The sequence below is a fragment of the Candidatus Poribacteria bacterium genome (genome assembly GCA_021295755.1).
Taxonomy (GTDB): Bacteria; Poribacteria; WGA-4E; order WGA-4E; family PCPOR2b; genus PCPOR2b.
On record JAGWBT010000012.1, the window covers coordinates 1 to 26,592 of the forward strand.

Annotated in this window: 26 protein-coding genes, 1 pseudogene and 1 other annotated feature; of the genes and pseudogenes, 20 read left to right on the plus strand and 7 right to left on the minus strand. The window is 48.9% G+C overall.

The annotated features are described in order from the left end of the window. The 6 genes from J4G02_02790 to J4G02_02815 all read left to right on the plus strand — a co-directional run. The coding region (locus J4G02_02790; protein ID MCE2393521.1) for a Gfo/Idh/MocA family oxidoreductase at positions 1-1,038 on the plus strand (1,038 nt) is incomplete at its 5' end. A gap of 127 nt (positions 1,039-1,165) precedes the next feature. Next, positions 1,166-2,401, plus strand: coding sequence for a ferredoxin family protein (locus J4G02_02795; GenBank protein ID MCE2393522.1), 1,236 nt, complete (start codon positions 1,166-1,168; stop codon positions 2,399-2,401). A 153-nt stretch (positions 2,402-2,554) separates the two neighbouring features. Further along, positions 2,555-3,832, plus strand: coding sequence for an adenosylmethionine--8-amino-7-oxononanoate transaminase (locus tag J4G02_02800; GenBank protein ID MCE2393523.1), 1,278 nt, complete (start codon positions 2,555-2,557; stop codon positions 3,830-3,832). A gap of 2 nt (positions 3,833-3,834) precedes the next feature. After that, complete coding sequence (locus tag J4G02_02805) at positions 3,835-4,119, plus strand: hypothetical protein (protein MCE2393524.1); 285 nt, start codon at positions 3,835-3,837, stop codon at positions 4,117-4,119. Between the two features lie 251 nt (positions 4,120-4,370). Next, a complete protein-coding gene (locus tag J4G02_02810) occupies positions 4,371-5,315 on the plus strand; it encodes a hypothetical protein (protein ID MCE2393525.1) in 945 nt (314 codons plus the stop codon). Further along, positions 5,312-6,031, plus strand: a complete 720-nt coding sequence (locus J4G02_02815) for a hypothetical protein (protein ID MCE2393526.1) — start codon at positions 5,312-5,314, stop codon at positions 6,029-6,031. The genes J4G02_02810 and J4G02_02815 overlap by 4 nt, the downstream gene beginning before the upstream one ends. Positions 6,032-6,163: 132 nt before the next feature. Here the strand turns inward: J4G02_02815 and J4G02_02820 are convergent, their stop codons facing one another. From J4G02_02820 to J4G02_02830, 3 genes are all read right to left on the minus strand, one after another. Further along, entirely contained in the window at positions 6,164-7,753 is a 1,590-nt protein-coding gene (locus J4G02_02820) for a hypothetical protein (GenBank protein MCE2393527.1), read from the minus strand. A 313-nt stretch (positions 7,754-8,066) separates the two neighbouring features. After that, complete coding sequence (locus J4G02_02825) at positions 8,067-9,044, minus strand: hypothetical protein (GenBank protein MCE2393528.1); 978 nt, start codon at positions 9,042-9,044, stop codon at positions 8,067-8,069. Positions 9,045-9,066: 22 nt separating this feature from the next. Beyond that, complete coding sequence (locus J4G02_02830) at positions 9,067-10,023, minus strand: D-glycerate dehydrogenase (GenBank protein ID MCE2393529.1); 957 nt, start codon at positions 10,021-10,023, stop codon at positions 9,067-9,069. Positions 10,024-10,300: 277 nt separating this feature from the next. Between J4G02_02830 and J4G02_02835 the strand changes: the two genes are divergently transcribed. The 6 genes and pseudogenes from J4G02_02835 to J4G02_02860 all read left to right on the plus strand — a co-directional run bounded on the left by J4G02_02835 (position 10,301) and on the right by J4G02_02860 (position 16,336). Then, positions 10,301-12,304 (plus strand): hypothetical protein, encoded by a 2,004-nt coding sequence (locus J4G02_02835; GenBank protein ID MCE2393530.1) that lies wholly within the window; start codon positions 10,301-10,303, stop codon positions 12,302-12,304. Positions 12,305-12,503: 199 nt separating this feature from the next. Then, positions 12,504-12,710: a TatA/E family twin arginine-targeting protein translocase gene (locus J4G02_02840; protein ID MCE2393531.1), complete on the plus strand. Its 207-nt coding sequence runs from the start codon at positions 12,504-12,506 to the stop codon at positions 12,708-12,710. 8 nt (positions 12,711-12,718) lie between these two features. Beyond that, on the plus strand, positions 12,719-13,546 hold the full coding sequence (gene tatC / locus J4G02_02845) for a twin-arginine translocase subunit TatC (protein ID MCE2393532.1): 828 nt from the start codon (positions 12,719-12,721) through the stop codon (positions 13,544-13,546). Next, the gene (locus tag J4G02_02850; protein ID MCE2393533.1) at positions 13,539-14,312 is read left to right on the plus strand and encodes a hypothetical protein; all 774 of its coding nucleotides are present in this window, start codon (positions 13,539-13,541) and stop codon (positions 14,310-14,312) included. Before tatC ends, J4G02_02850 begins: the two co-directional genes overlap by 8 nt. 392 nt (positions 14,313-14,704) lie before the next feature. Beyond that, positions 14,705-15,319 (plus strand): annotated as a pseudogene (locus J4G02_02855) (transposase). Between the two features lie 183 nt (positions 15,320-15,502). Then, entirely contained in the window at positions 15,503-16,336 is an 834-nt protein-coding gene (locus J4G02_02860; protein MCE2393534.1) for an N-acetylmuramoyl-L-alanine amidase, read from the plus strand. 209 nt (positions 16,337-16,545) lie between these two features. On the opposite strand, the gene J4G02_02865 is transcribed toward J4G02_02860, so the two are convergent. The 4 genes from J4G02_02865 to J4G02_02880 form a co-directional block, all read right to left on the minus strand. Continuing rightward, positions 16,546-17,577 carry a phosphoribosylformylglycinamidine cyclo-ligase gene (locus J4G02_02865; protein ID MCE2393535.1) on the minus strand — a complete coding sequence of 344 codons (1,032 nt, stop codon included), beginning with the start codon at positions 17,575-17,577 and terminating at the stop codon, positions 16,546-16,548. Beyond that, complete coding sequence (locus tag J4G02_02870) at positions 17,570-17,926, minus strand: hypothetical protein (GenBank protein MCE2393536.1); 357 nt, start codon at positions 17,924-17,926, stop codon at positions 17,570-17,572. The genes J4G02_02865 and J4G02_02870 overlap by 8 nt, the downstream gene beginning before the upstream one ends. A gap of 36 nt (positions 17,927-17,962) precedes the next feature. After that, positions 17,963-19,396 (minus strand): amidophosphoribosyltransferase, encoded by a 1,434-nt coding sequence (locus J4G02_02875; protein MCE2393537.1) that lies wholly within the window; start codon positions 19,394-19,396, stop codon positions 17,963-17,965. 91 nt (positions 19,397-19,487) lie between these two features. Further along, a complete protein-coding gene (locus J4G02_02880; protein MCE2393538.1) occupies positions 19,488-20,030 on the minus strand; it encodes a hypothetical protein in 543 nt (180 codons plus the stop codon). 365 nt (positions 20,031-20,395) lie between these two features. Here J4G02_02880 and J4G02_02885 point away from each other — a divergent pair, with 365 nt between their 5' ends. From J4G02_02885 to pheS, 8 genes are all read left to right on the plus strand, one after another. Then, positions 20,396-21,031, plus strand: coding sequence for an SGNH/GDSL hydrolase family protein (locus J4G02_02885; protein ID MCE2393539.1), 636 nt, complete (start codon positions 20,396-20,398; stop codon positions 21,029-21,031). A gap of 44 nt (positions 21,032-21,075) precedes the next feature. After that, on the plus strand, positions 21,076-21,999 hold the full coding sequence (locus tag J4G02_02890; GenBank protein MCE2393540.1) for a dihydrodipicolinate synthase family protein: 924 nt from the start codon (positions 21,076-21,078) through the stop codon (positions 21,997-21,999). 114 nt (positions 22,000-22,113) lie between these two features. Then, a complete protein-coding gene (locus J4G02_02895; protein MCE2393541.1) occupies positions 22,114-23,529 on the plus strand; it encodes an FAD-binding protein in 1,416 nt (471 codons plus the stop codon). 5 nt (positions 23,530-23,534) lie between these two features. Continuing rightward, complete coding sequence (locus tag J4G02_02900; protein MCE2393542.1) at positions 23,535-23,891, plus strand: hypothetical protein; 357 nt, start codon at positions 23,535-23,537, stop codon at positions 23,889-23,891. A 221-nt stretch (positions 23,892-24,112) separates the two neighbouring features. After that, the gene (infC, locus tag J4G02_02905) at positions 24,113-24,667 is read left to right on the plus strand and encodes a translation initiation factor IF-3 (GenBank protein ID MCE2393543.1); all 555 of its coding nucleotides are present in this window, start codon (positions 24,113-24,115) and stop codon (positions 24,665-24,667) included. A 15-nt stretch (positions 24,668-24,682) separates the two neighbouring features. Then, positions 24,683-24,877, plus strand: coding sequence for a 50S ribosomal protein L35 (gene rpmI / locus J4G02_02910; protein ID MCE2393544.1), 195 nt, complete (start codon positions 24,683-24,685; stop codon positions 24,875-24,877). A 32-nt stretch (positions 24,878-24,909) separates the two neighbouring features. Further along, positions 24,910-25,257: a 50S ribosomal protein L20 gene (gene rplT / locus J4G02_02915; GenBank protein ID MCE2393545.1), complete on the plus strand. Its 348-nt coding sequence runs from the start codon at positions 24,910-24,912 to the stop codon at positions 25,255-25,257. Positions 25,258-25,270: 13 nt separating this feature from the next. Next, positions 25,271-25,528, plus strand: a binding site (T-box leader). A gap of 44 nt (positions 25,529-25,572) precedes the next feature. Continuing rightward, positions 25,573-26,589 carry a phenylalanine--tRNA ligase subunit alpha gene (gene pheS, locus J4G02_02920; protein MCE2393546.1) on the plus strand — a complete coding sequence of 339 codons (1,017 nt, stop codon included), beginning with the start codon at positions 25,573-25,575 and terminating at the stop codon, positions 26,587-26,589. The last annotated feature ends 3 nt before the right edge of the window (positions 26,590-26,592 follow it).

Below are 26,592 nucleotides of genomic sequence, written 5' to 3' on the forward strand. Positions count from 1 at the left end.
GTAAGAGTTGCAGTTGTTGGTATGGGCATCGGCAAACCCAACGGACATGCTTTGTCAGCAAACCCGCGCGGACAGGTCATCGCGCTCTGCGATCTGCTAGAAGAGCGTATGCAGGAATTTGCAAAAGACCTGCCGGAAGAGGTCAAATTTTACACCGACTACAAGCAGATGTGCAAAGATCCAGAAATCGATGCCGTCTTTGTTGGGACGCCAAATCAATGGCATGTCCCTGTTGCGTTGGAGGCTGTACGAAACGGGAAGCATGTTATGGTGACTAAGCCGCTTGCCGACTCAGAAGCAGCAGCGAAGGAACTGGTCGCTGAAGCGGAAGCAGCAGGCGTTGTGAATATGATGTCTCTCTCCACCCGCTTCGGTCGTGACTGCCAATACCTCGGAAACCTTCAACAGCAGGGATATTTCGGTGAACTCTACTACGCCAGATCCCGCAGCGTCCGAAGGAATGGGATTCCAACTTGGAGCCTCGGATTCATTCAGAAGGGTGGCGGTGCCTTTCGGGATATGGGGGTGCATGCCCTCGACGCTGTGTGGTGGGTGCTAGGTATGCCCAAACCCGTTGGCGTGTTAGGGGCTGCCGGAGCGAAGTTTGGTCCCTACGGATTGGGCTATTCCAGCGGTACGACTCCGCCTAAATCGTTCTACGAACAGTACGCCTCCGATGACTACGGTGGCGGTTTCATCCGTTTTGAAGACGGCACCGGTTTACAGATTGAAAGTTTCTGGGCATCGCACCAACCGGGTGAGTTTCAGATGGAGTTGTTTGGCACAGAAGCGGGTGCTATACTCAGTCCACTCACGCTCTATCGCATGGAAGACGGTGCCACCCAAGACATCAGTGTTGACCCACCCCCGGGTCTTGAATCGTGGGATAACATCGCCGCGCATTTTATCGACAGTATCTTGGATGGCAAACCGTCTGCAGCCCCACTCCGTCACGGACTTATTGTGCAACAGATGATGGAAGCCCTACTCCTGAGTGCGGAAACAGGGAAGGAAGTGCGGATTGAGATTGATGAATAATTTCCTTGCCTCCGGTTTCAAATCCCCATTTGCAAATTTCTATGAGACTGTGGTATAATTGGAGAAACCAAATCTTCCAAAACCATAGACAACTAAAAAGGCTAGATGTGCTCGAGGAGAGATAGAAATGGCTTACGTAATTGCCGAACCCTGTGTTGACGTCATGGATACAGCGTGCGTTGATGTATGTCCGGTCGATTGTATTCATACAAAAGATGGGGAAAAGCAACTCTACATCAACCCCGCCGAATGTATTGATTGCGCCGCATGTGAACCCGCGTGTCCGGTCACCGCAATTTTTATACTTGACGACCTGCCAGAGCAGTGGACATCATATATTGAATTAAATGAGAATTTCTTTGAGGATTTTGTTAAACCGACAAAAGCGGGGGCAGCAGACGGAGAAGATGGCGCGGCTGCCGCAGACGAAGATAAGATTGGAATCGAAGAATTCGTACAAACAATCGAGTCTCCCAAGTCTTCGATTCGTCCCATATTCCGCCCGTTTGTTATGCTTTCTCAGCTTGTGCTAGGTGCGTTCGACGCAAAATTTAAGCGTGAACTTGAGGAGATGGCTCAGAACCCAGTCATCTTCAGTGCGCCAATCTCAACAGGGATTAACAGCCTCATCAATCTAACACTCTATCCACTTGTGCTTTTCCTCCTTTTCTCCGGTGGGAATATAGGATCTGCCCTGTTCACCGGCAAAGGAAATTTTGCGATTTTCCTCGGCGTTATCTTGGCGTTACTTGAGGGGCTTTATCGATTTAGAGACGATCTCACCACCACAGATAGCGAAGAACCCTCTCGATATGGAGCTTCGATATACGGTTGGATCCCATCGCTAGTTTTCCGCCTACTGTTGCCAGCGTTGCGACCGGTGCTTGCAACGGAACCTACTTCCCCGCGTTCAACCATGCCGGGGGCTGTTCTCACCGATGGACCCATTTATCAAGAGGATGTCCGCGAACGCTATCGCCGTTACGGGATGCTGAATCGGATGGAGGAAGAAGTAGATCGCTATATCATCGAAATCGAGTTCCCTCGCTGGGTGCCTGATTCCACATATAAGCGGAAGTACGATCTCCCAGACCGGATGCCGGACTACACATATCAAGTGAGCCTTGGAGAAGGCACGGTTGATGTGGAAACCAAGCTGGAGGACCCCCGGTTTACCGAAGTCGCAGGACGTATCAGTTCGTTCCCCCTTGGATTCAATAATGTCTTTCGCATCGAAGCGCAGCCGGAAGACTTTCAGGCAATGCTGCGGGATAAGGTGCTGCAGATCATCGTTCCGAAATCAGGTAGGGTCGAAGATCTCGTTATTGACCGTCCGATTCACTATGCGAAAATTAAGGGATAGTTGCGATAATTCTGAACCCACAAAGCGGAATCTGGAGTATTCTCCGGGTTCCGCTTTTTTATTTTTAGCAGAAAAACACCATTTCAACAGTTAAAATAAGATTGCCCACAATAGCTTGGAAATTGATGGGTATATTTCCACGTGAAGTGTGACATGCCTACCTCCGACAAAACCCCTGAGTGGGAAACAGCAGGGTTCAACCATATCTGGCTACCCTACACGCAGATGCAGACCGCGCCGCTGCCGCTGCCGGTTATCTCTGCCAACGGTGTGCGGATAACTCTAGCCGATGGCAGGGAACTGATTGACGGCATCGCGTCATGGTGGTGCGTCTGTCACGGATACCAACATCCCCATCTGGTAAAACAGATCTCAAGCCAACTTGATAGGTTGTCCCACGTCATGTTTGCGGGCCTTGCCCACAAACCGGCTTATACACTTGCCCATCGTCTCATCTCCGTCACACCAAAAGGCTTAAGTCGCGTCTTCTTTTCTGACTCCGGTTCAATAGCCGTTGAAGTCGCGATGAAAATGACGGCACAGTTTTGGTCTAACCGACAGGAGCCGGATAAGCGCAAGTTTATCTGTTTTCGGAACGGTTATCACGGGGACACCATGGGCGGTATGTCGCTCGCCGATCCTGAAACAGGGATGCACCGGACGCTGAATCACTATATGCCCGAACAGTATGTTTTCGATATTCCCAATAACAGGACGGATCTGGCTACGTTTGCAGAATTACTAGAGGAGATCAAGGAAACGGTGGCAGGGCTTGTGATCGAACCGCTAGTTCAGGCAGCAGGCGGAATGAAGTTCCATCCTTCTGAAATACTTGTTGAAATCCACAGGCTTTGCAAGGAGCACCGGATACTGTTTATCGCCGATGAAATTGCCACTGGCTTCGGGCGCACCGGCTCCATGTTTGCCTGCGAGGAAGCAGGCATCACACCCGATATCATGTGTCTGGGCAAAGCACTCACCGGTGGGATGGTAGGCTTGGCTGCAACGTTAGCCACGGAGGAGGTGTTTGAAGCCTTCCTTTCAAATCGGCTAGAAACCGCACTGATGCACGGTCCCACATTTATGGCAAATCCACTCGCATGTGCCGCTGCCAACGCCTCGCTCGATCTGTTTGAAGGTGAACCCCGCCTCGCACAGATCCAAGCAATCGAAACGCAGTTACAAGAGGAACTGAAACCGTGTCAAAAACTAGAGAACGTCGCTGATGTGAGGGTAAAGGGTGCTATCGGTGTCGTCCAGTTGTCCAACCCGAGCGGGGAATATATACTTGCGCTCCGGCAGCGGTTTATAGAACAGGGTGTGTGGCTCAGACCGTTTAGCGATGTCGTCTATATCATGCCCGCTTTTACGATCTCATCAGCAGAATTAACTCGATTGACCGATGCCGTGTTTCAGGTCTTAGCAGCATAACTGTGGAACAAATAGCTTTTGTAGTTGGACGATTGATCAAATACTCGGCATGTTGTACCATTGAAGGAGACTTTATATCGGGTCATTTGCTGCGTGTTGACTCTGCGGTATCATTTGCCAAAGCGCGGACTTCGGTTGTGGATATACAGGTAGCAGGCAGGTGGGAATCATCACAGATGCCCCCGCATTATGCCAAAGCAGAGTTAGCAGAGCGTGGGGCTATCGCGCGTTTCAAAGAAAAGGGAGGTAACAGGCAAAAAAGTGTTGACAGAAAATTGCAGGCGTGATGGAATAGGTAATTGTGGGACTGTTAGGTAAAAACCAACAGCCCCAGTGGGGACTTCGAGTTAGCGGCTTGAAGCCCCCCTGAAGCAAGACGAGACACGACCTCGAATCGCCTCAACAATGCAATTATAACCTTTGAAGATATTAGTTTCAAACTAAAATAAAGGGGCTGCGCGATTCGGGATTTTCAATCATGCAGCCCTTTTTCTGTCTTTGGTAGAAACGATGGATTCACAAATGAGGAGGGAGGACGATGAAACCTGTGTTTGACGTGCTCCGTCAACCTTTGGTTATCGGTACGTTTGTATTAAGTGCTCTCATTGTTGTGGGGTTCTATTTCGGCAGCCACTGGTACTATGGCGATGTTGAGCCGGTGCCAGAAGACTTGTTGCGCTATACTCCAACGCCTGCTGTGAGTCGTGGAAATCCTAAGGTATCTAAGGGAAGATTGCCACAAAAGGATGGCTCGGCAACAGAGGACGTTTTGACTCACAGTAGCAGTGATGTGTCCCGGCAAGCTGCTGATGGGATTGACGATTTTTCTGAAACTCTCCCCGTGTATTATTTCCCAGACGGGACACCTGTGCCGGATCATCTGCTTATCCCCAATAAGTGGTTAGATCTCCATATGGAGGATTTTGATGCTCTGGATTCACAAGAATTAGCAGAACTGGAAGCACATTTGAGGCGAGTCATAGAAGAGGTGCTCGCCAACCACAACCCGAACCGTCCTATCGGTGAAATATGGAATGCGTATATTGATATGGAACGAGCACGCAAAGCTGAAGATGAGGCTGCGGGCAAAAATTGGTTAAGTGGTGGTAGTCTAGGCCACACGTGCTTTAGAATCTACAATTTCCCAGAAATCGTTCAACTCAAGCTATCTTCCGGTATCGAAGGCGAACGGTTTCACGATATGTACATGGTGGATATGGGGGTGTTTGACCCGGATTGGAATCTCCACAGACTCCCCGATGGCCGTCCATTTCGGACAGAGAGTGGGTATCTGTATGAATTCCATCTCAGCGCAGTTGACGAAGAAGATATTGCAATCAACAGTAGAGCATTTAAGGTAGGGCACTCTGGTCCCAATGCTCAACTGGTGGTTGTTGATTTAAGCGAAACCTCCGACGCAGAACTAGAACGACTCGGGGGGTGGAACTACAACTATCACCTTTATAAAGGAGAAGGGAAATGACTACACAGATTCACACAACGCCGAATATGAGGAAAATAGCGCGAAACGTTACACCCCTTCCTTATATCCCGCTTTTGTTGCTGTTAATGATTAGCATATTACCAACCACCGCAGCGGCACAATCCGTAGACATCGTACCGCATAAAGAAATAAAAAGGTATGATACGAATTTGTATCATAATATCACTGCTACGGTGGGGCACCATGCCTATCGAGATGACGTTCCTGATGAATACGGGCATTACCTGGTGCACACTTCAGCGTGGAGCAGTATTAATGCAACACCTGCCGGGGATCGATCGTCGTATCTATGCACAGCGTACATCAAGGGATCAGCAGATAGGAGGTGGAAGCAGCCACCCGATTATGGTAACTCCAGCATCATTAACCAAAACCGGGCACAGACCGATAGCCAAGGACGTGCATATACGGGGGACCGTTACTGGATTGGCGGTGCCTACGCAGGATTCAAAAAGCATCCTGTCTCTCATATCCAGTCTGTGGAGGAGAGAGTTTTCGGGCGCCCGGGAGTCTATCGTTCTCTGACCCTCAGCGACAGTGCTCAAAGACTCTTATCTATATTCAGTTTATCGCAGGCTGAAAATGTAGATCCATACTCGGTTGCTGAAGGGTTCGGCGAAGCGCAAAACAACTGTGCGGGACAGGTTGGCGACGTATACCTGAATACGAATTATGAGGTTGTCGGCGGCGGATAACGCGGGGCTATTTCCCTCGCGTTTTGATAGGGCGCAACAGAGGAACATCGCGCCCTAGTATGTGCTGTCGGTATCCAATTCATCGGGCACCAACAGTTGTATGTGCTGATAATGAATCGCCGATACAACGAATCACGGGAGATCTACCCACGGATCATCAAAGAACAGATCGAAATGTGCGAGACACGCAGCGTCTGGCTGTTCGACTCCATAAGCACTAGTCGTAATCCCCAACCGCAACGCCGGGTATTCCCGATGCAAATGGTCAGCAAACCCAAAAAGCCATTGATAAATGACGCTAATAGACTCGGCGCGTGTATAATGCTGATGCCCCAGCGCATCGCAGCCTTTTAAGAGGCTGCCCGGTGCCCCCAAAATCGGGCGATCCAAGATGAGTAGATCCGCCGCTGTTTCGTCAAGCAACGTTTTTACAGCCTGTGCGAAATAGTAACCGTAATCGCTCAAAACACAATAAACTATCGGAGGTACGGATTGCTGTGTTTCCTCTTGTCCTTGTCCGGTTTTTTCCTCCGCATCGTGGTTTTCCGGCACTGTGTGCCATTGGAATACCGGCACCGGTGCCAATTGCCACTCTGGACGATCCAAAATGGCTGTGTCAATCTCAGCAATTGGGAGCCGGATCCCGAACTTACCTCCACCTTCATGCACCCGTTGACTTATCTGCTTTATTGTTTGCAGGTCTTCGATGTTCCAGTCATAATCGATTGCAATTAAATCTCCGGGGCGCATCGATTTTATTGATACCTCCCACTCAGTTTCCAGTGCTATCCATCGAATTTCAGGGATTTGCAGTCTCGCATCTTTAGAATATAGTGGAATATACCTTGAGGTATTCCGTGAGATCTCTTCAATCGTAGCTTGGAGATTGCCTTCAACAAGCATCGTCCAGACTTTGGGACTGTCTATTGACTGACTTGGTGGCACTCGGATTTCAGTTCCATTGATGGCTGTTGTCGGTCTTAAACCAATCGACACCGTCTCTCGATCCGAGTAGACCGTGTAGTGTTTGAAGATACCTGCACTTTCATTCCCTAGCACCACGCTGCCATTAATGCTAGTATCACCCACCAGAATAAAGGCGTCCGATGTGCCTCCTTCCCAAGGTGTTGGCAGTGGCTCCTCTGCTACCCCCGAAATTCCGCACCGCCAGATTTGAAGGCTGTCCTCCCGTCCCGCAAACAGAGATAAAGACTCAATTACCACATCCTCCACAAAAAAGGCTGAATCCGTCAGATTCTGAATCGTCAGCCATTTGCGAATCACTGGCAGATCGGGGTAAATCTCGTAGTGAATCCACAAATAAAAAGTTGGTTTCGCTTCCTCGCCTGACTCATAAGTAAATTGAACTGTAACTCGCTTGCTTCCGCCCATTGTCTGGACAATCTGATAATCGTTGTAAGTCGGCAGGTTGCTGTTTCCAGAAAAGACAATCTTCCCGATCCGAAACCGAAATTCCTCGCTCGGTCGATCTACATAGTTTTGCCCTGATGGTTTATGAGCGTAGCGGATAGTCCGAACCGCGTGTTCTTCTTGATTCAGGCGAATCCAGCGTTCTATGGAGTCGTTTCCCATATAAAGTATACCCGTGTTCACATCAAAACCGGCATAGGCACCAATCCGCTTCAATGGCTGCAGCTGTGCCCGCAGGTCGGCAACCGAAACCGTATGCTGCCCCTTACCGCTGCTTCCGGCGCAACCCATACAGATCAGAAAGATGGGTATGTAAAACTTTAGGCGAGAAACATGAGATGCGTGACTTCTTAGGAAGTGGGAATTTAGATGTGTCAAGCCATTTTTGCTCGGCATTTCTCAAAAGGGTGGGATGAAACTATTTTTATGGTAGATTTTAGAATTACTTAGACACTCCCAATGCACAGCCAACCCCCTAAATCCCCCAACCCCCCCTTATCTAAGGGGGAAACCGTTATCAGGGGGACTTTGCAAACTTCACGAAGGTCGGAGTTATTGGTAAATGTCCACTTATTTCTCTTGTCGTCCACGCAGGTCAAGCGGACTAGTCCAGAGCCTGGGTGATGAAGGAATATAGTTTCGGAATGGTGCGATCGAAATCTCCAGAGATATGGTAGCTCTCGCCGCCATCCTTCACAGTGCGGACAAGGATTGTCTTCTTGGGACGGTGGTAGTAATGGGCATCTGTTGGACTGCCCTCCTCCCGGAAATCGGAGAATTCTATTAAATCAAAATTTGCTGTCGTAAAATGCCGGATCTCCTCCCCGTGTTGCGCGGCGACGTTGCGTGCCATCGACAGACTCTTGAGATAGACCTCCGGTCCCATCACCGCAGAACCTAAGTTCAGGAACACACCCCCTTCTAATTTTGAGACACTGTGAGCGAAGCGCAGGAAGTCCTCGCCGGTTGTGTAACCCATCGCAGCGTAATCGGCGGCGGGGTGTTGGTCAATGATATCGTAGCCGATCCCTTTATGCACAGTCAGCGGAATCCCTAAACGATATGCCGCCGCGAACATGCTAATCTCTCGGTGTGGAAACTCGACGCCATCGTCTCCATTTTGAATGAGCCGACCGATCGCCTCGCCGAAGCCGATTTTGTCGTGATAACCGCGGGCAATTGCATCGTTCATGTAACGTCCGGTCTCCTCCCAGTTACCAAACTTTCCATCCCAGATATACCGCTCCACATCCTCCAGCGTCGCACCAATCAGTGCGAGTTCAAAATCGTGGATGGCACCGGCACCGTTTGTTGCTATATGTGTGAGGACGCCACGTTCCATCAGGTCGATGATATAGCGCGAATTGCCCCGCCGCATGACGTGCGCACCCATCATCCATATCACCTGTTTTCTCGTCTGATGGGCTTGAATGATCCGATCTGCCACTATTCGCAAATCGTCATTTTCATACGGCGGTGTCTCAGCATCCAACGGATAGATGTCCGCGACTGTCATTTTATGTTCCCGTTTAGCCAACGATAGAATTTGCAGTCGTCGTCGATCCAATTTTGCATAAAACACAAGTCATAAATCTCCCTGATTTTTAACCAAACACAGAATAGGGCAGCGGCTCTCCCTTTAACCCAGCCAGCAGGTTCTCAGCCGCCATCGTTGCCATCCGCGTGCGGGTCTGTAACGTTGAACTACCAAGATGCGGGAAGATGAGAGCGTTGTCGAGTGTCAACAATGGATCGTCTGTTGGGATGGGTTCTGGATCTGTTACATCAAGTGCAGCGCGTGCGATTTCCCCAGTCTTTAACGCCTCGTACAGTGCCGCTGAATCCACCACCGGTCCCCGTGCAATATTCACAAGGATCGCTGTAGGCTTCATCTTTTGGAACTCCGCCTTACCAATTAGATGATGAGTCTCCGGCGTCATCGGGACATGCAAGGTTATAAAATCAGATTCTTCGAGTACGCGATCAAAACTGGCATATTCAATTCCCAACTCCGCTTCCCAGTCCTCGCGGCGAGTCCGTTTGTAATACAGAACCCGCATATCGAATCCCAATGCCCTTTTGGCAACCTCATAACCGATTCTGCCCATGCCGATGATGCCGAGCGTTGCGTGATGTACGTCGTATCCGTGAAAGATATTCGGATCGTAGCATGTCCAACGCTTTTCCTGAACGTAGACACCGGCGGGGACGAGGTGTCGTGCCGCTGCAAGGAGTTGCGCGAAAGTCGTATCGGCGGTGGTTTCGCTCAACACGCCGGGCGTATTGCCAACCGCAACGCCTTGTGCCCTCGCTGCCTCCGCGTCAATGTGATTATATCCAACACCGACGTTGGAAATTACCTTAAGATTTGGCGCGCTAGCGATCATCTCTGCTGTTACTGGTTCGTGACTATAGGTGACTAGCCCATCAAGCCCCGGCAACCGCTCTGCAGTCGGGGGTAGAATCTCGCTCGTAGGCCATATATCAACTTCACATTCTGCCTCGATCATTGCCAAGGCTTTTTCTGGGATTGGACGGGTAATAAAAATTTTTGGCTTCAATGACGATACCTCCTGCGTGATGAGTGATACGAAGCAACTACCTGATTTCAGTTGTGTAATTTGATTGCTGCCAGAGTCCTGCAACCTGACAATCCCCGTGCGTGAACAACACCTCCTGTCGGGTGACCTCTTCCCTGTAAAAGGTTGACAACGCAACGGAAACAGCTATAATATAGATCTGCGAACTCGACGCAGTCTTCGCTCGCGGATCATATCAGATATTATAATCCACAAGGAACGTATTCTCAAGAGGTTTCTGTCTTTGCTAGCCCTCCCTATGAGAAATGGTATAAGCCCGAAAGAAATCGCATTGAACCCCCAAGCCCAATATTCGGCACCCCAACTCCAACAACCACAGATCCGTTGGAGCACAATCTGGCTAGGTCTAGGCCTCATTGTTGTCAACAACTACTGGTTATTTGCGATGTTGCGTTGGGAGCAAGGTCTCCCAACGACCATGTCGCTCTTCTTCAATGTGATTTTCATTTTCGTGTTTGTGGTGGTTGCGAACTTTTGGCTCGCCCGCTTTTCGCCAAACTTGGCATTGACACAGGGCGAATTGTTGACACTCTACGCGATGCTCTCCGTCGCCTCCGCAATCGGCGGGCACGACCTGTTCCAAGTCGTTGTCACCAATATAGCGGTCGTCGGCTGGATGTCAAATGAGGAAAACGAATGGGCGACACTGTTTCACCACTACATCCCCGATTGGCTGGCACTGACCGAGAAAAAAAGTATCACACCCTATTTCGTTGGGGAATCCAGTCTTTATCTCGCTGAAAATCTTCGGTTATGGTGGCAGCCCGTTTTTGCATGGTCCGGATTTATCATCGTCCTCCTTTTCACCGCTTTCTGCATCAACGCCATCCTGCGGAAACAGTGGATTGAGGCAGAACGGCTCAGCTATCCAATCATCGAACTGCCGCAGCAAATGACCACGATAGATTTCTTTCGGAATCGATTAATGTGGGCAGGATTTGTTCTCGCCGGCGGCATGGATCTCATCAACGGGCTGCATTTCCTGTTCCCCATTATCCCCGGACTCGGTGGCGAATTCTTTGACCTACGCCCCTTTTTTACTACGAAACCGTGGAACGCTATCGGCTGGACGCCGGTCGTTATTTTTCCCTTCGCCATTGGGATGGGATATTTTATCCCCCTCGATCTCTCCTTCACCTTCTGGTTCTTCTACGTTTTCTGGAAGTTTGAAATGATAATGGGGAGTGTTTTCGGCCTTCAGCATATCCCCGGTTTTCCCTTCATCTTTGATCAATCATTCGGAGTCTGTGTTGGCGTGCTGATTATCACGCTATGGGGAGCAAGGCGGCATTTGCGAACCGTGCTCGTAAGTGCATGGCGGGGGTCCTCATCTCAAAGGCTTTCTAGCTCCCAAGGTGAGGGGCCGGAACAAGGGGATTCATCAGGGAGCGGAATCGAAGCTAACGAACCAATCTCTTATCGCACCGCTGTGCTCGGACTGATCATCGGCTTCATGTTGTTGGTCGGTTTTTGGGCAGCAGCAGGACTACCCCTTTGGGTTGCATTTCTCGTGCTTGTCATCCATTTCACAACGGTAACCGTTATTACCCGTATCCGTGCGGAGTTAGGGCCACCTATCCACGATTTACGTGCGATGGGACCCGATGTTCTACTGCCAAAGATGTTCGGTATGCGACGGCTAGGGGCAAGAAGCCTCACCCTCTTCTCGCTTGTGTATTGCTTCAATCGCGCCTATCGGGGCAACGCCATGCCACACCAGCTAGAGGCATTGAAACTCGCAGAGCGCACAGGGGTGTCGTCACGTCGTGTCGGATACGCCATACTGCTTGCAGTTGTTCTCAGTCCATTAACTTCGTTCTGGTTTTCGTTGCACATCGGCTACAAGTCCGGCGCGTGGGAGGTGTGGTATGGATCTATCTTCCGACGCACACAAAGCTGGCTTACCAACCCGGCACCTGTCGACGTTCTGTCAATCTTGGCGATGTGCTTCGGGGTAGTCTTCACCTTCCTGCTTACCGCTGTGCGCACACGCTTTGTTTGGTGGCCTCTATACCCGGTTGGATATGGCATCTCCGGCACATGGGCCGTCAATTTTTTCTGGTTTTCGGTGTTTATCAGTTGGATCATTAAGTGGTGCATCCTACGCTTTGGCGGCTTGAAGACGTTTCGTAGCTTAGCACCGTTCTTTCTTGGATTGATACTGGGCGAATTTCTCGTCGGCGGCGTGTGGGCACTGATTGGCGTAGTGTTGGAAAAGCCGATGTATCGATTCATCTGGTAAATGGGGGTTCCACGTCTACTTCCGTTGGTTTTGGAAGTCCATATCAGGCGAGGCCGAAACTTCTATCGTCCATGACAAAACGATTGCAATTCCAAAAAGCATACAGTATAATATCACTGTTTTTAGTTGGAGAAGCTTAAAATAGCACAATATCACAGTCTTTCAGCGTCATAACGTTCATTCTTTTGGAGGGATCACTATGCCAATTGGTCCATGGGAACTGATTGTTATCCTTATCATTGCACTTCTGGTTTTCGGTCCGAAGCGCTTACCGGATATGGGTCGCTCACTTGGAAAGGCGATTCGAGAGTTTAGAAACGCCGGCAAAGAGATTCAAAACGACATTGCCGAATCAATTGATGAAAACGAGCGCGATTCGACGAAATCCGCGAATAAGACGGTTTAGTTATTAGCATGGCTCCTAATGCATCAATGTCCTTTTTGGATCATCTTGAAGAACTCCGCCGACGAATTATCATCTCCCTGATTGCGATCGTGATATGCACATTTATAAGCCTGTGGTTCAAGGACTCGGCTGTGCAAATCATAAAACGACCCGCTGACATACCACTCAACGCGCAATTGGCGAATTGGATAAATCGAAGTGTCGGTTCAGACGGCTCTTTCATGGCGTTCCTGTCGATTGTCCTGAAAGCAAAAGCAGTAAGCACGGTTCAGCTTAATAAAATTGGAGCCGGTGAAGCCATCATGGCTTTTCTCAAGATTGCCGTTACCTTTGGGGTATTGCTTGCATCGCCCGTTGTGCTCTATCAGGCTTGGGCATTTATTTTCCCTGCCTTAACACAACAGGAGAGGAAGTTCGCGCTTCCACTATTTCTAATTATCGTTTTCTTCTTCCTTGTTGGGGTAGTTTTTGCCTACTTGATCGTCTTACCCGTCGTCGTCCAATTTGCTGCCGGTCTCTTCGCTAATGTGGGCGTTGGAAACCTATGGAGTATTGATAAGTATGTGGGGTTTGCAACCGGTATGCTTCTAGCCTTCGGTGTCGCGTTTGAACTCCCAATTGTTATGGCGTTTCTATCACGAATCGGCGTCATTAATGCTCAAGGTTTCCGAGAGCGGCAGCGATATGCTGTTATGTTTATCTTCGTTGCAGCAGCACTGTTGACACCGGCGGATCTACTGTCTATGTTATTAATGGCAATTCCACTAATCTTGTTATATCAGTTGGGGATCTTCCTCGCCTTTCTTGCAGAACAGGAGCCTGAAAGTAATGCCTAATCTCGACTTACAGGAACAGTTACGATTGTTGCACGAGTTTCAACAGATTGACGCCGAAATCTTGACGTTGGACAATAAACTCAAATCAGTCCCACTCAAGATTAAGAAGGCGGATGCACAGCTTCAGCTCCATCAACAAAAGTTACAAGAAAAACAGGAACAGCTGGCTGACGCAGAAAAATTGCAGCGGTCCAAGACAGCAGAACTTGAAATGGAGGGCGAGCAGCGTAGTAAATATCAAGCACAGTTGCGGGAGGTGAAAAGTAACAAAGAATACCAAGCACTAGATAAAGAGATCAGCTTTATCGAAGTAAAGGAAGCGGAAATAGAAGATGAGATTTTATCGGCGATGTTGCGAATAGATCAGCTCAACGAGGAACTCGCCCAACAACAGAAGGAATTTGCTGCCGAGCAGAAAAAACATAACGCGCAGAAAGCCGCATACGAGCAGGAAGCAAAAGACCTCAAAAGAGCAATCGTAAAATGGCAAGGCAAGCAACAAGACTTTGTCCACCAAATTGATTCAGGGTTAATAGACCAGTATCAAGCCCGGTTCAAACGTTATCGCAAGGGGCTCGTGTCACTGGTTGTTGACAATGCGTGCGGCAATTGTCATCTCACAATTCCACCGCAAACGCTACAGGAGGCTCGTAAATATGAGCAACTTATCCGTTGTGGAAGTTGCAGACTCATTCTCTACATTCCATCTCTCTCTCCTGACGATGTTCCTGCCGAAGAACCGGCTTCTGGTTCGGACCGGTCCTAAATTTCCGTCGCTGCATGCACCAAGAATTCTTTTTCCCGCCGATGTATAGCACGATAATTCAGTCCAAATTTAACCTAATATTTAATATTGCGCGATTCAAATTTCCTGATGTACTTCCTCTATAAACTATCTGAATTTATCTCTTTCAACTTTAGGGGTAAACCCCAATCGCTTACGCTTGGGATACACCCACGCTTTAGCGTTGTTTTCTGCATTATATAATTATCGTGTCCTATGTGGGAGGCTTCACCCCGTCGCACGGCGGGACTCCCACACTTCTTGAAGCGGAGAATCGGTACAGAGGACATTTCGATGAAAACCTATAAGTTCAAGTTGTATTCCAACCACGGCAATCGGGCGTTGCACACGACGATAGAAGGACACGCTTCTGTCTGGAATCACTGCGTAGCACTTCAAGTCACTACTATGCGATTTTCGGTCTGAAGACCTATCTTACAGGGTCAGACGGCAACGATATAGAATCGCCACAGTCTTTCACACGCAGTCTCAACGCTATCAAACATGCGAACCGTAACCATTCACGGAAACGAAAAGGTTCAAAGAATCGTCAATGAGCAAGGCTTAATCTTTGTCGTAAGCACCGAAAGATTGAACACCAACGCCAGGATTTCCATTGGAAGTTGGCACACTAACTCACCGACGCATACGATGAGATACGCCTTGAGGATTTGAATCTACAAGGCATGAAGTCGCTTTGGGGTTGCAAGGTGAGTGATCTCGGCTTTGCCGATTTCGGCACGAAGTTGGTGTATGTCGCATCCAGAAAAGGCGTCACAATCACTTTCATTGATAGATGGTATCCTTCGAGTAAAACCTGTTCAGTTTGCGGTGCGGTGAATGAAACGTTGAGTCTCCGTGATAGAACGTGGCAGTGTCCAGACTGCCACACGCAGTTAGATAGAGATCGTAATGCCGCTATCAATATATTCAGGGTTGGGGCATCAACCCTTGAAGGAGAAGTTGTAAGACCGCCTTCGGATGGCTAACTTTGTCGATAGCACAATTCCACTCCTTGAGGAACGGGAATCCCAATCCTCTAGGTTTGGGAGTATGTCAAAGCCACAAGTACTATTTTTTTCGTTTACACACGTTCTCATGAAACCAATCCAAGAAACCCTGCGTTAGGCGCAGCATAGCGATTTATTCAAAATATAGCTTGGAGAAGACAAATGAACGTAACACAGAAATCGCTCATCCTTGTGGTGATGCTATTCTTGTCTGTATCTACCACAGGGCTATTAGCAAGTGCATCTAAATCCGCCGAACCTACAACTAAAACCAAACCTCCATTTCGTTTAAGCACCATTGTACTCGATGCTGGACACGGAGGTAGAGACCCTGGCAATGTCGGTCCGGGACGCGAAGATGAAAAGGATATTAACTTGACAATTACCCGCAAAGTGGCAGCACTAATTCGGGAAAAAACGACATATAACGTTTACCTCACCCGGTCAGGAGACCATTGGATTTCATTAACAGACCGTGCCCGTTTTGCCAATCAATTCCCAGCTAGTGAGACTCTGTTTATCAGCATTCACTGTAACTCACATCCCAATTCTCGTGTTCACGGATTGGAGAGTTATATCTTTAACTTACAAGCGACTGATAAATTCGCAGCAGAATTAGCCAAATGGGAAAACGACGAAGAGGGCATCAACCCCATCGATTTTATTATTAGTAATCTAAATAAGAGAGGCGTTGAAAAATATAGTTGGGAAGCCGCCCGTATTGTGCAATCCGCACTTGCTTCCCATCTCGGAGCGCGAAATCGGAATCGAAGTGCGCCGGACAAAATGGTCAGACGCGCACCTTTCCGAGTCCTTGTCGATACCAAGATGCCAGCCCTTTTGGTCGAACTGGGATACTTATCCAACAAAGCAGAGTACAAAAAACTCAATTCTCCTAGCTACCAAGATAAGGTGGCAAAAGCACTGTTGAGGTCAATTCAGCAGTTTGATCAAGCGACACAGGATGTAAACCGTATTGAGGCACAGTTGCCTTAACACAGATCTGGTCTGTACAGGCACACAAACTTCGCACTTTTTTCAATGTTGACGGATTGAGAATTGGAGTTGAAGGGAAGCCACGATATGTTGGGTGACGTAGGGACCGGTGGGCGGCAGGTCTTGTGGAGACAAATCCGGCAGGCGAGTTGAAGTGCTAGCAGAAAAACGGCGGCTGGAACATTATCTCAGCCTTTAATCGAGTTTTTTCAGATAATTTCGACGCACCTTTCTCCATGGATAATCTCACCAATCAGAGAAGGTGATTCACCCGACTCTCGGAGTGAGACAATTGCTATATCGATCTGATTCGACGGCAGCACCAATACCAACCCAACGCCCATATTAAAAACATGGTACATCTCGGCCTCATCCACGCCACCTTTTTCCTGAAGAAAGGGAAAGACTGGCGGTATGTCCCATGTGCCTCTCCGAACCTCTGCACAGCAATTCGGAGGAAGAATGCGGATGATGTTATCTGACAACCCGCCACCCGTAATGTGAGCGATGCCTTTAATATCGCAACATTCCGATAGGGCAAGGACACTCTTCACGTAACTCTTGTGGCACGCAAGCAGCTCCGAGCCAATCGTTGTGCCGAGTTCAGGAATGTACTGATCTACTTCATAGCTGCAAACCTCAAACACGATTCGCCGAGCAAGCGAAAAACCGTTTGTGTGCAAGCCAAGTGAACTCAAACCAACCAAGACATCCCCCGGCGCAATCCTGCTTCCCGTGATTAATTGCGCCTCCTCGACCACACCGACCATTGTACCGACGAGGTCATATTCACCCATCGCATAGAGTTCCGGCATCTCTGCAATTTCTCCGCCGATTAGCGCACATCCGATTTCCCGGCAGCCCGCCGCCACGCCACTCACAATCTGCTCAATGACCTCAGGGTGGAGTTTACTTGTGCCAATGTAATCTAGAAAAAAAAGCGGTTCCGCCCCTTGAACAAGGATATCATTTCCGCAGTGCGCCACAATATCGAACCCAACCGTATCGTGTCGTCCTGTCATAAAGGCAACCTTGAGCTTTGTGCCAACGCTGTCAGTGCTAGACACCAAGACCGGCTTTTCGTATTCACCGAGTGCAAACAGCCCCCCGAAATTACCAACCTCGCTTAAGACTTCTGGACGGTGAGTCGATTGGAGAAGGGGTTTTAAGCGTTTCAGAGCGTCCTCTTGTGCGTCGATGGAAACGCCTGCACTAGCATATGTTAACCCTTGTTCAGACATCAGAGTTGTCAGATTCCTTTCGTTTCTCCATGCGTTGATTAAACGATTCTAAGCGTCGGTTGCCAATGAGAGTCATTATCTTATCCATCTTTAACAGGGAAGCGACTAATACCACAATACATAATCCAACAGTGATTAACATTGCCTGCTCTGCGGCGACTTGTGGAGTAACTGTTGGACTCAGTTTTTGAACCAATAAGATCGCTGGTTGGTATACCACTATGCCAAGAACCGCGCATAAGATGATGGCGTAAAAGGTGAATCGACCCTGCGATGTGGATAAGCCTCGTCGGACGTTTTGAAAAGGGTGGGAAGATTCAGACCGTTCTCTTCTCAATCTGTTCTGCATCGGGTTACTCCTTGGGAATGGCTTCCTCTGCAACCATTAATCCCCTTTATTCATAAAAGTAATAGGGAGTTGTGACGTCGATTGCCCACTAAATTCAACTGGATAGCTTCCATCAAAACAAGCCGTGCAAAAATCTTCGGGCGACTTCATACTCTTGAGCATGCCTTCAATGCTGAGGTATCCCAAGCTATCTGCGCGGATGTATTTGCACGTTTCTTCGATGGTGTGTGAGCTAGCGATCAATTCTTTGCGGGTAGGGGTATCAATACCGTAAAAACAGGGGAATTTATTCGGCGGAGAAGCGATACGGACGTGGACCTCTGTAGCACCGCCCTGACGAAGCATCTTTACAAACTTCCGGCTCTCAGTTCCCCGCATAATCGAATCATCAACCACCACAACGCGCTTGCCTTCAAGTACATCACGAATCGGGTTCAATTTCACCTTGACCATCAGTTCGCGAACCTCTTGTGACGGGTTCATGAAAGCGCGTCCCACATAGGAGTTCCGGTAGAGTCCTACATCATACGGAATACCCGATTCTTCTGAATATCCCAACGCAGAAAGTGTTGCTGAATCTGGCACAGGGATGACAATGTCTGCTGCTGCGGGGCACTCACGTGCCAACTGTCTACCAAGTTCACGTCTGGGCCGGTTAACGAGTTCACCGAACACAACACTGTCTGGACGCGAAAGGTAAATATATTCAAAAATACATTGTGACAGATGGGGTAACGTCTGCCCAAACATAAATGATTCCGGTTCTTTATCTGTCTCGGTAATAATAACCATTTCACCGGGACTAATCTCGCGGATTGGCTCCGCTTCAATCACATCGAAGGCACACGTTTCAGAGGTAATAACATAGGAATCACCAACGCGACCTAACCAGAGTGGCCGGAAACCGTATATATCTCGCACACCGATCAAGATAGATCTTCCCATGAAGACAAGTGAATACGCACCGCGAATCTCTTTGAGCGCATCCAAGATACGATCTTCCAGCAGCGTCTGTCGGGAACGGGCAATGAGGTGAGCAATAACCTCTGTGTCAGAAGTCGTGCTAAAAATTGAACCAGCATCCTCAAGGTCATTACGGATACGCTGGGCATTGACAAGATTTCCATTGTGTGCAATCGCGAGGGGCCCCCGCTTGTATTCCCGCACCAGCGGCTGGGCGTTCTGAAGGGTGCTATGCCCGGTTGTCGAATAACGGTTGTGTCCCAGCGCAAGTTTGCCCTCCAGCTTTCCCAAGGTATCCGAATCAAAGATATTCGCAACAAGTCCCATACCATGATGATATGTGAACGCATTGTCGTCTGCAGCAACAATTCCTGCACTTTCCTGACCACGGTGCTGAAGGGCGCGTAAACCCAAGTAAGTGAATTCAACCGCCCTAGGGTGTCCCAAAATGCCGAACACCCCACATTCACATCTTGGTTTATCATCAAACGGGTCGAAATATTCCATATTTGGGTGATTCTCCAATTCATAGGGTGTTTCGCCACACACCGGCACGCTATTGCATGGCGTCTGAAAATCTTGACAGTCTGGATTTAGGCTAGGGTTCAATTGACGCTGTCCGCCTCCGCTCCATACCAAGCCGGTACCCAAGGATTGCGCCAATTGGTGCTGCAACGATGTACAAGAGCTCGGGAGGGCATTTTATCGCTAGCAACATGCGAAGGGGTAGAGATATGATAAGGGCAAGTAATTGCGCTACATTTAGGAGTATGTAGAACAGTAAATTCGAGGCAACCAATGCTTCCCAGTGGATATTCAGCAATGACATCAACGCTACTATCGCAGGAGCACCAAGGAAGGCGCCTTGATATGTGCGCTTGCGATCTATACTAACGCCGAAGCGACGTCCGGCAAAGATAACGCCTTCAGCAACACCAGCGAGAGCACTCCCGTATGTCACACCAAAGGAAATAAGCAGGAGTAAACTTACCCAAAAACCGTGCTGAACACGGTCACCGATTAAGCCTTTCCATAAGAGCAGCTCGACAATCAAGCAGCAAAGCCATCCGCTCGCCAAACCGATAGAACCACCTAAAGCGATTTGACTTACCGTTAAAGCAATCGTTCTCTTTCGAGGCATACTATACTCCCAAAAAAATCAGGTTTGATGTGAAGATTATATCACGGTGTCGCACCCATGTCAACCGGAATGAAACATGAAGATGGCACCTGCAATTCCTCTACTAAACCAAACGCATAATACAACAAAAATGTGACAAATATTGAGATTTTTCTTAACGGCTTGGTAATTCAGTTTGTCTTGACAGACCGTGCACCATCCTCTACAATTGTATGGTAGAGGCACCCCCCCGATAGATCGGGATTAAGAAACTTGTGGTTGCTTCCGATCGGATCGGGACACAAGATCTGTCTCTATTGCAGCAATTCCCTTGCAAAACTATAGTTTCGGCCACGGACGAGTGAAGCCGAAATGAGAGGAAACCTATGAGCAACCTACTGTTTCAATCAGGTGAAAAGGTGCTTTTTATTGGTAATAGTATCACCGACTGCGGGCGGCGCGGCGACCACGCGCCACTTGGGAGCGGTTATGTAAAAAAGGTAACGGAGCTAATCACCGCAAAATATCCGGAGCGTCGCATTGAGTATGTCAATAAAGGCATCGGCGGCGATATCGTTGAAGGACTTGAAGCGCGATGGGATACAGATGTTATCACCGAAAAACCGGACTGGTTGTCAGTGAAGATTGGCATCAATAATGCGTCACGGCAACTTGGGGCAGATATTCCAAACGAAACATATTTGCCAGAGTGGGAGACGTGCTATCGACGTATCCTCACTCGTGCGAAGGATGAATTGGGCGCAGGACTTTTCATATTCGAGACTTTTTATATTGAGGAAGACGTCCCCCAGCCCCGCCCGTTAGACGTTGATGCTTATAATGAGATTATCCATCGGCTCGCGGACGAGTTTAACGCCCAATTGATACGCACAAACGAAGCGTTTGACCGAGCGGTGGCTGCGCGGCAGGGAGCGTTGTGGACAACCCAAGATGGCGTTCACCCAAATCCGGAAGGGCATACGCTTATGGCGTTAGAGTTTCTTAAACAGGCGGGATGGTAGCAATACCTTATTTGCATTTGCATATTGCCGCTGGAGGCTTAATCATGGACAGAGCTGCACAAGTATTAGAACGTATGAAAGGACCGGTAGTCCCCATCAATGTCTGTTTCAATGTAGATGGCACAATCAACTACGACGCCATCGGAGCATATGTCAACTGGCTATGTGAAGAGAATACCCCTGTGCTTTTGCTCACTTACGGGAGCAGTGAATTTGCAAGCATCAGTGATGAAGAGCTCTGGGAATTAACAGAGACCATTGCGTCCGCCAACGACGGACGCTCGCTCTACATTACATCTACCAGTTACTGGAAACCAGCGAAGACCTGCGATTTTCTGAAACACGCTGACGCCGTTGGCGTTGATGCTGTCAAGGTGCAAATTAACCCCTGGCTGCCCAAGACGCGAGAGACATTGGTCCGATACTTCGACCTGATTGAAGATGCCTCCGACATACCGTTATTGCTCTGGGGTGTTGCACCACCACCATTCCCCGTGGAGGTTGTAGCGGAATTGGCGCAGCGTCCCAACATCGTTGGCATGAAGAACGATGCACATCCCTTTTATGACTATTACGACTTGGTCCGCGCCACAAAGAATGAAGGATTTGGTGTGGTCAGCGGCGGACAAATGCGCAACTTCGTGTTCGGACACCAGATTGGGTCACCTGCCTACCTGTGTCCCATCGCACCTTTCCGCCCCGATATCGCCTTGCAATTTTATCAGTTGCTAGTTGAAGGAAACTACGCTCAAGGATGGGAGATGGTTTATCGTTATGAAGAACCCTGGCTCAAATGGGCAATTGACAAAAACTGGCTGGGGGTAATGAAGTCAACAGTACAACTTCAAGGACTGTATCCCAACAACCTACTCGGACCGCCGAATCCCCCACCTAGTCCGAGCCTGTTCACTGAAGTGCGGGAGAAGTTAGAGGAACTCTTTGGCGCATCGCGTACACGCCCAACGTAGATACTTGACCCTCCGACTTCTGAAACCGCTTCCCGATGATTGACATGTCCAAAATCTCCATTTCACAGGATAAGACGAGAGGGAATCCTCCACGATGTATGAGGAAGAGATAGGATGAGTAGCCATACAGCCGCACAATACCACCAAGATGCCGCTATGAGCGCTGAAGTGTTCAGTGAATTACACAGTTTGCTAGGCGATCGCCTAACCACGGCGAAAGATGTTCGGGAAGATCACGCAAAGGATGTTTCTCATCACCTACCCCATCTGCCGCATGCTGTCGCATTCCCCCACACTAACACTGAAGTCTCCCAAATCGTGAAAATCTGTGCCCGGTATTCGGTTCCGATTGTTCCCTTTGGTACAGGGACCGGAGTTGAGGGGGCGGTTGTGGCTATCCATGGGGGTATCTGCGTCGATCTGACGCAGATGAACCAAATTCTTCAGGTCAATCAGAGCGACATGGACGCAACAGTGCAAGCAGGAGTCACACGGTACCAACTCAACAGTCATCTCTCTGAAACGGGGACGGGGCTTTACTTCCCCGTCGATCCGGGGGCAGATGCGTCGTTGGGCGGTATGGCAGCAACACGCGCATCAGGTAACGCCGCGGTACGTTACGGCACCATGCGAGAGAATGTACTGGGATTGACAGTAGTAACCGCCGATGGGAATATCATCCGCACCGGAGGTCGCGCCCGTAAATCCTCCGCGGGCTATGATTTGACGCGGTTATTTGTGGGGTCGGAAGGAACACTGGGCGTTATCACAGAGGTAGCATTGAAACTGGTGAAAACACCGGAGGCTGTTTCGGCAGCAGTATGTGCGTTTTCAGATGTTGCAGCAGCATCCAATACGGCTATCCAAGTGATTGGGTCCGGCATTCCCGTGGCGCGACTGGAGTTACTGGATGAAGTGCAAATGGGCGCGGTTAATGCTTACTCAGGCCTAGATTACAAAGCCGCCTCAACACTCCTTTTTGAATTTCACGGTTCAGAATCAGCGGTGACCGAGCAAGCGCAAACTGTGGGCACAATTGTTCGCGAACATGGTGGGGAAGGCTTTCAGTGGGCAGCTGGAGAGGAAGAGCGCAACAGACTCTGGCAAGCACGGTATGACAGCTATTACGCCTCACTGGCACTCCGCCCCGGATCGGTTGGGTATGTCACGGATGTTTGCGTTCCCATTTCACGCTTGGCGGATTGTATCCTCAAAACTAAGAAGGAAATCCAAGCATCTGGCTTAATTGCGCCGCTGCTTGGGCATGTAGGAGATGGCAATTTCCACGTGGTATTCCCCCTCGATCCCAACTGTCCCGAAGAGTTGAAGGAAGCACAACGGCTCAGTCAACTTTTCGTAGAATACGCGCTTGAGATGGACGGCACCTGTACCGGTGAACACGGCATCGGACTGGGCAAGATCGACGCTCTCAAACAGGAGCACGGACTAGGCGTTGATGTGATGCAAACTATCAAAAAGTCCCTAGACCCACAAAATATCATGAACCCCGGCAAGGTCATACCGCTCTGAGTGACATGAAAACGGCATTCATAAAAACGCTGATCGCTTTTTTTATTTTCATTCTAAGCCTCATTGGAATTCTGATCGGTGTTATCAAACACTGGTCGCAGAGCGGTTCTTTGATCGAAAGCATGATGATGGTTGACTTCTCAGGGCTTTTACTTAGTGTCTTGGGGGCATCAATTTTAATTCTTATCAGCGTCGCCTTGATCTTCTGGCTGGCACACGCTTGGTCGATTGAGCAACCCGCATTGGGAAAAAAAATTATCCGGCTGGCAATGCTTGTGAGTATCCTGCTGATTCTTGTCTTCGGTGGAATGGGAATCGGTCTAATCGTTTTACGTACACTCTGGACAGTTAATTACTTTTAGAGTGAGGTTCCAAAGATTAAACATATCTATATCAGAGGATTTTCACTTGCATTCATAGATTCGGATGTGCTAAAATATTCTAGAAGTGTGTCACATTCCATAATAAAACTTCGACTTTTAACCCGTTTCATTAAGGTCACAGTTAGCAAATGGAACTCACTGTATATTGTAGGAATTGATCTCCACAATATACACCAACAGATTAAGAAGGGGTGTCAAAGATTCAAAATAGAGGTCGGCGTTACCAGCAAAAAACGCAACAGCAGCAAAACAGAGTGAATCGACAAATTCGGGCAAGGCAGGTCTTGTTGATCACTGCCGAAAACGACAAACTTGGACCCATACCTGTTTATGAAGCACTAGACCGTGCACAGGCAGAAGGACTTGATTTGGTAGAAGTCTCTCCAAATGCTGATCCGCCAGTTTGCAAAATTATGGACTACGGTAAGTTCCAATATGAGAAAAGCAAACGGGCGAAAGAAGCAAAAAAGAAACAAGCCAAAGTTGTCCTGAAAGAGATAAAATTCCCCTCTGTAAGAACCGGAGATCACGACTTTCAATTCAAGCTGCGCCATGCCCGCGAGTTTTTATCGAACGGCTGGAAGGTCAAAGCAACTGTTAGATTCAGTGGGCGTGAAATGCTGCACACAGATCTTGGGATGGAAATGCTGCGGCGGTTTGCAGCAGATGTCGCAGATGTTGGCGAGATAGAATCGCCCCCACGGATGGAAAGTCGTTCCATGTTTATGATCTTGACGCCAAATGCCGAAAAGTAGAGGAGCACCAGTCAAATGCCGAAAATTAAGACACATAAAGGCTCAGCCAAGCGTTTCAAAATCACAGGAAATGGAAAAATTCGTAGACGCAAGGCTTATTCCAATCACCTATTTATATCAAAGACAGCGAAACAGAAGCGAAACCTCAGGAGAAGTGCTCTCGTAGATGAAACAAACGAGAAAAGGCTGCGTCGCTTGCTTCCCAACTAGGTGGTTGCCAATATCGTTTTAAGGAGATTGTAATGTCAAAAGTAAAAACAGGTAGCGTCCGTCGCCAACGCCGCAAAAGAATCATGAAACACTCAAAAGGCTATCGTGGTGGTCGCAATAATCTGAGGCGGTCTGCGATGGAGGCTGTCGAGAAGGGTTGGAATTATGCCTATGCCCATCGCCGAGCGCGGAAACGGGAATTCCGGCAGTTGTGGATTGCCCGTATCAATGCCGCTGCACGGATGCACGGCTTATCTTATAGCCGTTTTATGAACGGATTGAAAAAAGCGGGAATTGACCTCAATCGTAAGGTCCTCGCTGACCTCGCTGTCCACGACGAGGCTGGATTTGCCCGGATTGTGGAACTTGCGAAAGGCTAAAAATTGAGTTTGCGTAAAGGCTATGAAAGGACTAAGTAAGCGGTTCGAGTATTCTAATTAGAGAGGATGCGTCACCGGTTGAAAGCGCATCTTTAGAACGAGTCGCCGAATTTCATCCTGGAGCCGCCGAGTTGAACGCCAATTTTGGCAATTAGGTTCGTGCCGGGAGTTTCACCGTTACCGAAACGATTAATGAAGTGGGCAGATAGTATATCTGCCAATAAGGGTGGTACCGCGGAAGATCTTGACGCCTGTCACTTTCGTCCCTTGGACGGGGTGATAGGCGTTTTTTTTGCAATTTTACAGGAGATAAATATGCAAGAAGAGTTAAAGCAAATCGAGACTGAAGGGTTGACAGACCTCGAAACTGTAAGCGACTTGCGCGAACTAGAATCTCTGCGGATTAAGTATTTCGGACGCAAAGGTCTGCTCTCCACGGTGATGCGAGGCATGGGGAAACTCTCTAGAGAGGAACGACCAGTTGTTGGTAAACTTGCGAATGAAGTACGCGCAAACCTCACAGAGGCATTTGATCAAGTTGAAAGAACCCAGAACCAACAAGTGCGAGAGGATCAACTTGCAGCGGAGGCTGTGGATATTACGCTGCCTGGCCGCCCACCGCAGCTGGGGAAAAAGCATCCGGTGACACAAACCTTTGATCGTATTCAAGAGATCTTCCGGGGCATGGGATTCCAAGTTGCTGAAGGGCCCGAGATTGAGCATGAATATTACAATTTTGATGCACTGAATACACCCGCGGAGCACCCTGCCAGAGATTCACATGATACGTTTTATATCACTGATAGCTTACTATTGCGAACACATACCTCACCGGTTCAAGTCCGCTACATGGAAAAGCAGAAGCCTCCCATACGAATTATCGTCCCAGGGCGAGTGTATCGTTGCGATTCCGATGCCTCCCACACACCGATGTTCCATCAAGTCGAGGGTTTGCTAGTTGCCGAGCAAGTCACTTTCAGTGAGTTGAAGGGTGTATTATACGCTTTCGTGCAACAGATGTTCGGAGAGGGAACACGGACCCGCTTCCGCCCCCACTTCTTCCCATTCACAGAGCCGAGTGCGGAGGTCGATATCTCCTGCACAACCTGCCATGGCGGGGGCTGTCGTCTCTGTTCAGGCACCGGTTGGCTCGAGATCTTGGGGGCAGGCTCGGTGCATCCAAATGTCTTCCATTATGTCAATTACGATCCGGAACAGTTTACCGGCTTTGCATTCGGCATGGGTGTCGATCGGATTGCAACCTTGAAGTACGGCATCCCAGACTTACGGTTGATGTTTGACAATGACATGCGGTTCGCCCAACAGTTTTGAGAT

Coding starts and splice junctions, on each gene's coding strand:
- J4G02_02895 (MCE2393541.1), top strand. CDS start 22,114: ATGAGTAGCCATACAGCCGCACAATACCACCAAGATGCCGCTATGAGC.
- J4G02_02900 (MCE2393542.1), top strand. CDS start 23,535: ATGAAAACGGCATTCATAAAAACGCTGATCGCTTTTTTTATTTTCATT.
- J4G02_02850 (MCE2393533.1), top strand. CDS start 13,539: ATGCCTAATCTCGACTTACAGGAACAGTTACGATTGTTGCACGAGTTT.
- tatC (MCE2393532.1), top strand. CDS start 12,719: ATGGCTCCTAATGCATCAATGTCCTTTTTGGATCATCTTGAAGAACTC.
- J4G02_02810 (MCE2393525.1), top strand. CDS start 4,371: ATGAAACCTGTGTTTGACGTGCTCCGTCAACCTTTGGTTATCGGTACG.
- J4G02_02795 (MCE2393522.1), top strand. CDS start 1,166: ATGGCTTACGTAATTGCCGAACCCTGTGTTGACGTCATGGATACAGCG.
- J4G02_02835 (MCE2393530.1), top strand. CDS start 10,301: ATGAGAAATGGTATAAGCCCGAAAGAAATCGCATTGAACCCCCAAGCC.
- J4G02_02840 (MCE2393531.1), top strand. CDS start 12,504: ATGCCAATTGGTCCATGGGAACTGATTGTTATCCTTATCATTGCACTT.
- J4G02_02885 (MCE2393539.1), top strand. CDS start 20,396: ATGAGCAACCTACTGTTTCAATCAGGTGAAAAGGTGCTTTTTATTGGT.
- J4G02_02875 (MCE2393537.1), bottom strand. CDS start 19,396: ATGGAATATTTCGACCCGTTTGATGATAAACCAAGATGTGAATGTGGG.
- J4G02_02870 (MCE2393536.1), bottom strand. CDS start 17,926: ATGCAGAACAGATTGAGAAGAGAACGGTCTGAATCTTCCCACCCTTTT.
- J4G02_02860 (MCE2393534.1), top strand. CDS start 15,503: ATGAACGTAACACAGAAATCGCTCATCCTTGTGGTGATGCTATTCTTG.
- rpmI (MCE2393544.1), top strand. CDS start 24,683: ATGCCGAAAATTAAGACACATAAAGGCTCAGCCAAGCGTTTCAAAATC.
- J4G02_02800 (MCE2393523.1), top strand. CDS start 2,555: ATGCCTACCTCCGACAAAACCCCTGAGTGGGAAACAGCAGGGTTCAAC.
- J4G02_02880 (MCE2393538.1), bottom strand. CDS start 20,030: ATGCCTCGAAAGAGAACGATTGCTTTAACGGTAAGTCAAATCGCTTTA.
- J4G02_02815 (MCE2393526.1), top strand. CDS start 5,312: ATGACTACACAGATTCACACAACGCCGAATATGAGGAAAATAGCGCGA.
- rplT (MCE2393545.1), top strand. CDS start 24,910: ATGTCAAAAGTAAAAACAGGTAGCGTCCGTCGCCAACGCCGCAAAAGA.
- J4G02_02890 (MCE2393540.1), top strand. CDS start 21,076: ATGGACAGAGCTGCACAAGTATTAGAACGTATGAAAGGACCGGTAGTC.
- J4G02_02865 (MCE2393535.1), bottom strand. CDS start 17,577: ATGTCTGAACAAGGGTTAACATATGCTAGTGCAGGCGTTTCCATCGAC.
- pheS (MCE2393546.1), top strand. CDS start 25,573: ATGCAAGAAGAGTTAAAGCAAATCGAGACTGAAGGGTTGACAGACCTC.
- J4G02_02820 (MCE2393527.1), bottom strand. CDS start 7,753: ATGGGTTGCGCCGGAAGCAGCGGTAAGGGGCAGCATACGGTTTCGGTT.